The organism is Kribbella sp., from assembly GCF_035687465.1.
GTDB lineage: Bacteria > Actinomycetota > Actinomycetes > Propionibacteriales > Kribbellaceae > Kribbella.
This window is the reverse complement of the sequence record NZ_DASRXP010000366.1, coordinates 1-7,372: the sequence shown is the minus strand read 5'-3', so window position 1 is coordinate 7,372 and position 7,372 is coordinate 1. Positions and strand designations below refer to the sequence as shown.

At 68.5% G+C, this 7,372-nt stretch carries 7 protein-coding genes; 4 read left to right on the top strand and 3 right to left on the bottom strand.

Features of this window, described 5'->3' with window-relative positions; translation table 11 throughout:
* Positions 1-2,491 (top strand): HNH endonuclease signature motif containing protein (locus tag VFG33_RS19155; RefSeq protein ID WP_524538136.1); only part of this gene is annotated, 2,491 nt, incomplete at its 5' end.
* 233 nt (positions 2,492-2,724) lie between these two features.
* Here the strand turns inward: VFG33_RS19155 and VFG33_RS19150 are convergent.
* On the bottom strand, positions 2,725-3,240 hold the full coding sequence (locus VFG33_RS19150) for a DinB family protein (protein WP_325054269.1): 516 nt from the start codon (positions 3,238-3,240) through the stop codon (positions 2,725-2,727).
* A gap of 160 nt (positions 3,241-3,400) precedes the next feature.
* Here VFG33_RS19150 and VFG33_RS19145 point away from each other — a divergent pair, with 160 nt between their 5' ends.
* Both VFG33_RS19145 and VFG33_RS19140 read left to right on the top strand, forming a co-directional pair.
* On the top strand, positions 3,401-4,144 hold the full coding sequence (locus VFG33_RS19145) for a DUF4118 domain-containing protein (RefSeq protein ID WP_325054268.1): 744 nt from the start codon (positions 3,401-3,403) through the stop codon (positions 4,142-4,144).
* A 261-nt stretch (positions 4,145-4,405) separates the two neighbouring features.
* Positions 4,406-5,245 carry a Bax inhibitor-1/YccA family protein gene (locus VFG33_RS19140; protein WP_325054267.1) on the top strand — a complete coding sequence of 280 codons (840 nt, stop codon included), beginning with the start codon at positions 4,406-4,408 and terminating at the stop codon, positions 5,243-5,245.
* A gap of 161 nt (positions 5,246-5,406) precedes the next feature.
* Here VFG33_RS19140 and VFG33_RS19135 read toward each other — a convergent pair whose 3' ends face one another.
* Positions 5,407-5,637 carry a DUF4287 domain-containing protein gene (locus VFG33_RS19135; protein ID WP_325054266.1) on the bottom strand — a complete coding sequence of 77 codons (231 nt, stop codon included), beginning with the start codon at positions 5,635-5,637 and terminating at the stop codon, positions 5,407-5,409.
* A 102-nt stretch (positions 5,638-5,739) separates the two neighbouring features.
* Positions 5,740-6,777 (bottom strand): SGNH/GDSL hydrolase family protein, encoded by a 1,038-nt coding sequence (locus VFG33_RS19130; RefSeq protein WP_325054265.1) that lies wholly within the window; start codon positions 6,775-6,777, stop codon positions 5,740-5,742.
* An 88-nt stretch (positions 6,778-6,865) separates the two neighbouring features.
* Between VFG33_RS19130 and VFG33_RS19125 the strand changes: the two genes are divergently transcribed.
* A partial coding sequence (locus VFG33_RS19125; protein ID WP_325054264.1) for a pyridoxal-phosphate dependent enzyme occupies positions 6,866-7,372 on the top strand: 507 nt, incomplete at its 3' end.

The window sequence follows — 7,372 nt, the reverse complement described above, 5'->3', positions numbered from 1 at the left end:
GTCGCATGCGGAGCGGATCCAGTCCGAGGTTGATCTGCTCCGGTTGGGGCAGCATTTCGCTGATCTGCACCCTGGCCGGGCCCGGTACTGTCCCGACGGGTTGTCCGCTGCCGACCTCGATCCGCGGCGGCTCCCGGGCCGCGAACGTGTGGTGGTGTACGGCGGTCCGGGGTGTCCGGGGGTGGCGGAGTTCGCGGCGCTGGAGTTTGGTGCGGTGATCGGCCGTTCCCCCGAGGCCGGTGCGGCGTTCCTTGGTCAGGCTCTGGCGTTGCGTCACCGGTTGCCGCGGATCTGGGCGCGGGTGGAGTCTGGTCAGGTCGAGGCGTGGCGGGCCTGCCAGGTGGCCGACGCGTGCCTGCCGCTGTCGTTGGCTGCGGCCACGATCGTGGATCGCAGGGTCTGTGGCCTGATCAACTCGATCACTCCGCAGCGTCTCGCGAACATCGTGAAGGCGGCCCTGTGGGAGGCCGACCCGGAAACCGCGAAGAAGCAGGCCGAGGCGAAGGCCCGTGAACGCGGTGTCTGGGCCGGGCGTACCGACAATCACGGCACCACCACGCTGTTCGTGTGCGCGGCCACTGGCGATGTGATCCGGTTCAAGGCCACCCTGCGCCAGATCGCCGACGCGCTGGCCGCGATCGGCGACACCGGCACCCTCGATCAGCGCCAGGCCCGAGCCCTCGGCATCATCTCCGACACCGCCCTCACCCACGAACTCCTCAAAATCACCGCCCACCTGATCAACACCCCCACCACCACCCCTGGCGACCAGGCCCCCGACCCCACCACCCCAGCGGACCGGGACCCAGCGTCCACCACCCCGGCGGACCGGGACCCAGCGCCCACCACCCCGGCGGATCGGGACCCAGCGCCCACCACCCCGGCCGCCGCTCCCGCCACCGCCGCTCCCGCCACCGCCGCTCCCGCCACCGCCGCTCCCGCCACCGCCGCGCCTGCCCCGGCCGCGCCTCATGGCGCTGCGGCTGACTGCTGGCGCGCGGACCCCGAGCAGGCAGCGCGTCCGACACAGTCCGACCCGGCGCCAGAGCCCGAACAAGCAGAGACTCCGGGCCGCCCTGCGCCTGACGCTGAACCTGCCGCCACGCCGGTCACTGGCGCCGAGGCAGCGACGGTGCCCGCTCCCGCGGCTGGATCTAAGACGGCGAACGTGGGCTCCGCTGGCGCTCAGCCTGAACCCGAGCCCGGCACCGAGCCTGAACCCGAGCCCGGCACCGAGCCTGGACCCGAGCCCGGCACCGAGCCTGAACCCGTGCAGGGCCCAGAGGCTGGACCTGAGCGGAGCGCTGAGGCTGGACCGAGCGCCGCAGACGTCAGAGCTGACGATCAGACTGGCGATCGCGGGGCCATCTGGTCCGCGGACGCCCGGTGCGCCGGTGACTGGTTCGTGGGCGAAGAGCCCGGCGTCGACGACGACGCCGACCGGGACCCGCCCCACCCCAGCGACCCGGCCTCGGACGACGCCTTCACCCCCACCACACCCGCCGACTGCCACAACAACCCCACCCACCCCGCCGACCCCGCCGAACCACCCCCGCCCGAACCACCCGACACCAGCCAGCCACCCGCCGATCCGAGCGATCCGAGCGATCCGGGCGGTGCGGGTGGTTCGGGTGCACCGGGCACCTCCGGCGACCTGGGCGGGCCAGATTCACTGGGCACTCCCGGCGATCCCCGCGATCCGGGTGCACCGAGCACTCCTGACGATCCCGGCAGTGCGGCCGATCCGGGCAGTGCGGCCGATCCGGGCAGTTCGGCCGATCCGGGCGGTTCGAGGGATCCGGGGGATCGGGACGGGTCGGCCGGTGGGGTTGATCCGGGGATGGATGCTGTTGCGTTGCGGGAGTTGGCGGGGCGGATCGCGGCGATCAAACGGTCCGCCTACCGCAGCGGGATCGGCGCCACCGGCCGCAAAGCCGCCCGCTCCACGCTGTACCTGCACATCACCGACCAGACCCTGCTCGATGGCGGCGGTATTGCCCGGGTTGAGCAGTTCGGGCCGGTGTATGCCGGCCAGCTCAGCGAACTCCTCGGCCACGACCAGGTCACCATCCAGCCCGTCATCGACCTCAACCACGCCATCGCCGTCGACGCCTACGAAATCCCGCGCCGGATCCGCGAACGCGTCAAGCTCACCTACCCGTTCGAACAGTTCCCCTACGGCACCCGCGAAACCACCAACAGCACCGATCTGGACCACATCAAGCCCTACCGGCCCAACGGCCCACCCGACCAGACCAGCACCGACAACCTCGTGCCCCTGGCCCGCCGCAACCACCGCGCGAAACCGCAAGGCGGCTGGACCGTCACGCGCCTCAACGACAGCGCCCTCGAATGGACCACCCCCCACGGCTACAAATTCCGCGTCGACCACACCGGCACCCACCCCATCACCAACCACAACAACCACCCCGACGACCACGACAACCACGACCACCACGACCACCACGACCACCACGACGACGATGGCTAGTGACAGGAAGGCCCGGCTCGCGCCCGACGACGACCGCTCGATGCTCCCTCGCCCAGTCGCTCGGTGCTCTCGCCGGTTGCTCGGCGCGGCTCGCGGGTCGCCGGGTGCTCCTCGCCGGTCGCTCGGGGCGGCTCGCCAGTCGCTCGGGTCTCCCCGCCACTCGCTCGCGGTGGCTCGACAGTCGCCTGGTGCTCGTCGCCGGTTGCTCGGGGTGGCTAACCGGTCGCCTGGTGCTACTCGCCGGCGGTTCCGTCGATGCTTTCGCGGAGGAGGTCGAGGTGGCCTGCGTGGCGGCTTGTTTCCTCGATCAGGTGGGTGAGGGCGTAGCGGAGGTTGAAGGTCATGTCCTCGCCCTGGGCGATGTCCTCGAGGGCAGCGCCGGCGACGATCTGGCGGGAGCGGGCGCACTCGGCGCGGTAGGCGGCGACGATCGCGGCCAGAGTGTCGTCTGGCGACAGCGGGAAGTTGCCGTGTGGATCGTCCTCGGTCCACGGCCACTCGGTGTCAGAGCCGGCGAAGTCGATGGCGAACCAGAAGCGCTCGATCGCGGTCAGGTGTTTGACCAGACCCGCGGGAGTCAGCTCGGAGGCGGGAACCGGTCGGCTGAAGGCCTGCTCATCGGTGAGTCCGGCCACCTTGTGCACCACGGTATCCCGCAGAAAATCCAGCATCCCGGTCAAGGTCGCCCGCTCGTCCCCGTCTTCGGGCGGACGTACACGTTCTACGGCCGAGACTTGGTCAGCAGGCATGCCGGCCAGACTAATTGCTGGGCCTAGCCCCGTCTCCCCCCGAACGAATCTGCGCAGATCCTCACGGAACGCTGTGTGGAGGCCACCAAAGGTATGAGAGTGGCGTCAGAGTTCATCGAGAAACATTGAATTTGCGGGGCTTGAGGAGGTGAATGGGATTGTGACTGTGTATCGGAGCCGGGTGATGCTGGCGGCGGTGGGCGGGCCGTTGGTGGTTTGCGCGGGGCTGATTCCGTTCCGGGACAGCTTCGACAATGCGAATGCGGCGCTGGTGCTCGTACTGGTGATCGTGGCGGTGGCGTCGGCGGGGATCAGGCCGGCCGGAGTGGTTGCCGCGCTGTCGAGTGCGGTGTGGTTCGACTTCTTCCTGACCGTTCCGTACAACCGGCTCACGATCAACGACCGGAACGACATCGAGACGACCGTTCTGCTGCTCGTGATCGGGGTGGCCGTGACGGAGCTCGCGATCTGGGGCCGGCGGCAACAAGCCCGGGCCAGCCGGCAGAAGGGTTACCTGGACGGCGTACTGACCGTCTCCGGTTCAGCGGCAGAAGGTGGATCCACCGAGGACCTGATCGATCAGGTCAGTGCGGAGCTGGTCGCGGTACTGCGGATCGACGACAGCAAGTTCGTTGCCGGGGACAAGGGAACGCAGCGCCCACGCCTCAATCACGACGGCTCGGTGACGTTGGCCGGCCATCCGCTCAAACCCGAGCGGGACGGGCTGCCGACGAATTCCGAGATCGAGTTGCTGGTGCAGCATGCCGGGATCGCCAAGGGCAGGTTCCTGCTCACCGCGGCGACCCGGATCGCCCGGCCCGACCTCGAACAGCGCTTGGTCGCCGTCGCCCTGGCGGACCAGGTCGGCGCGGCCCTCGCCTCACGGGAAGCCCCACTGTCGTAACTCCGAACTGGCCTGCGGGACGAACTACATCCTGGGTGGCCACCGGCGCGGCGTCGTACTTGCCCATACAGGTACGACGCCGATCCGTGTCAATGCCGAAATCGGTGCCAAAACAGGGATCCGGTTGGGTTGTGCAACCTGTTGTGGGGAGTGGGATTCCGGTTTGGGAACAGGTGGTTTGTCCTCAGGTGTTGTTAAGGGTGGCCCCGTAGTATCTCCGTACGACCCACAGCGGGTCGACTGGGTCATCAGGAGGATGGCATGCAGAGCAGTAACCCGGTCCTGAACCGGTCGAGTGCGTTTGCGCCTGGCCAAGGCCAGGCCTATCCCGGGGCCGCTCCGTACGGTCAGCCGGGTCCTTACGGTCAGCCCGGCCAGTACGGCGGGCCTGGTATGCCGCCGCAGCAGTACCAAGGGGCACCGGCGGACAGCCGCCCCATGACATTGGACGACGTGATCGTCAAGACCAGCCTGACGCTGGGTGTGGTCGTCGTGGCCGCTGCCCTCGCCTGGTGGCGGACGCCGGACAACCTGGTGACGCCGGTCTTCCTGGCGGGCGCCCTGGTTGCGTTCGCGCTGGCCATGGTGCTGTCGTTCTCGCGGCGGATCAACCCGGCGCTGGTGATGGTGTACGCCGCGGCCGAGGGTGTGTTCCTCGGAATCGGCAGCAAGTTCATCGCCAACTGGGTCGGCGACTCCGGCATCGTCGTCCAGGCGGTCCTGGCCACGCTGGTGACAGCTGGTCTGACGCTGGCGACCTACAAGTACTTCAACATCAAGGTGACGGCGAAGTTCACCCGGATGGTGATGATCGCGACGATGGGCTTCGCGGGCGTGCTGGTGATCAACCTGCTGCTGAGCCTGTTCGGTATCGGCACCGGCATCTCCGGCATGGGCCCGATGGGTCTGCTGTTCGCCGCGCTCGGCGCCGGCCTGGCGGTGTTCAACCTGATCCTCGACTTCGACATGATCGAGCAGGGTGTCCGCCACGGCGCCCCGCAGAACGAGGCCTGGCGGGCCGCGTTCGGCCTGACCGTCACGCTGGTCTGGCTGTACTGGAACCTGCTGCGGATCCTCGCGATCCTTCGCGGTGGCGACTAGCAGTAGCTAGCTAGCTCGAGAGGCCCGGCTCTTTCAGGTGGAGGAGCCGGGCCTTCGCTGTGCCCGGAACCTGACGGGGGCTTTGCCAGAGACACAGAACGAGCCTGCCCCTCCACCTGAAAGGGCAGGCCCGCTGCGAAAATCTTCTCCTGTTCGGCTCGTCAGCCCATTCGCCGTTGCCCTTTGACCAGGTCGTATTCGTGCACGATGGCTGTGGCGTGCCCGTGAGCGAGGGCGTACTCGCTGGAAAGCCATCTCACCCTGTCGTCAAAGCGCAGGAACGACGGTCCGTCGTTCATCAACCTGAACCACTCGGCCATCTCGCGTCCAGTGCACCTGGGCACCTTCTCCACCAGACGTTGGTGCGTCTCTTCGGAGTGGTTCAAGCCCATGCTCGCCTCCCGTTATCGGGGTAATGCGTAGTTATCGACTGTGCACCAGTCGCCGCCCGCAGGCAAGAGTTTCTTGATGAAAGTCGCCGCTCAGCGGACGCACTATTTCCCAACAGGTACTGCGTCCCCGGTGTCCGCGACCTGGTCCGAAGGTTCCTCGACCCGCTCCACGTCGGCCTCCGGGTGCCGGCGGCGATGCCGCAGTTGCGCCCACCGTCCGCTGGGTCCGCGATCGTGGCCGGCCACCTTCGCCGCGGCGACCTCCGTACCGGCTGTCTTCGCGGCGGCGACCGCGGCCTCCGCGATCGGCAGCACGGCCTCGCCCCGGAACGACTCCGGGTGGACGAAGGACTCGGGGCCGACCCCGACGGCGGCTGCGACCGACGGCAGCAGCGCGGCCGAAGCAGCGGCGTACCCAGTTACGGACGGGTGGAAGTTGTCCGGGCCCCACATCGACGGGTTCGTCCGGAAGGCTTCGCTGAGCAGCGACCCCATCGAGACGGTCCGGCCGCCGGCCTCGACCACCGTGATGGTCTGGGCGGCCGCCAGGCGGCGGCTCCAGGACCGGGCGATCTGGCGCAGCGGCGGCATGATCGGCCGGACCACACCCAGGTCCGGGCAGGTGCCGACGACGACCTCGCAGTTCGCGGCGCGTAGCCGGCGGACGGCGCTGTCGAGCAGGCGCACGGCCTGTGACGGCGGCACCTGGGACTTCACGTCGTTGACGCCGATCAGGATCACGGCCACATGTGGACCGGCGAGCAGGGCGTTGTCGACCTGGCCGGCCAGGTCGACGGATTTCGCCCCGGTCCTGGACACGTCGACCAGCCGGACCGGACGCTTCGCCAACTCGGCCAGACCGCCGGCCAGCAGGACGCCGGGGGTCTCGTCGGGCGAACTCGTGCCGTATCCGGCCGCGCTGGAGTCACCGATCATCGCGAACGTGATCGGACGACCTGGATAGCGGCCATACAGGCCGTCGCCCTTGGCCGGGTGAGCCTTCGCCGGACCGATCACCCGCTTGGCATACTCCGCCTCAGCGGTCAGTACGCCGTACAGGGTGGCACCGATCAGTCCGAGTCCCCCGCCTCCGAAGGCTGCGGCCTGGGCCAGTTTCTTGGCGGCCCGGGCATTCATCATGTTTCCAGGATTACACGCGGTAGTGGCAACACAAGTGAAATAGGGCCCACGACACTCCCAGTCGCCGTTGTCCCATACAGTGAGATCCGTGCGCTACGTGAACTCACTCCTGGACCTGGTCGGCAACACCCCGCTGGTGCGGCTGAACGCGACCACTGACGGTGCCAAGCCGCTGGTGCTCGCCAAGGTCGAGTACTTCAACCCCGGCGGCTCGGTGAAGGACCGGATCGCGGTCCGGATGATCGAGGCCGCGGAGGCCTCCGGCGAGCTCAAGCCCGGCGGCACGATCGTCGAGCCCACCTCCGGCAACACCGGGGTGGGACTGGCGATGGTTGCCCAGGCGAAGGGCTACAAGTGCGTGTTCGTCTGCCCGGACAAGGTCAGCGAGGACAAACGCAACGTGCTCAAGGCGTACGGCGCCGAGGTGGTCGTCTGCCCGACCGCGGTCGCGCCGGAGCACCCGGACTCGTACTACAACGTCTCCGACCGCCTGGTCCGTGAGATCGAGGGTGCCTGGAAGCCGAATCAGTACGCCAACGTGAACAACCCGATCTCGCACTACGAAACGACCGGCCCCGAGCTCTGGGAACAGACC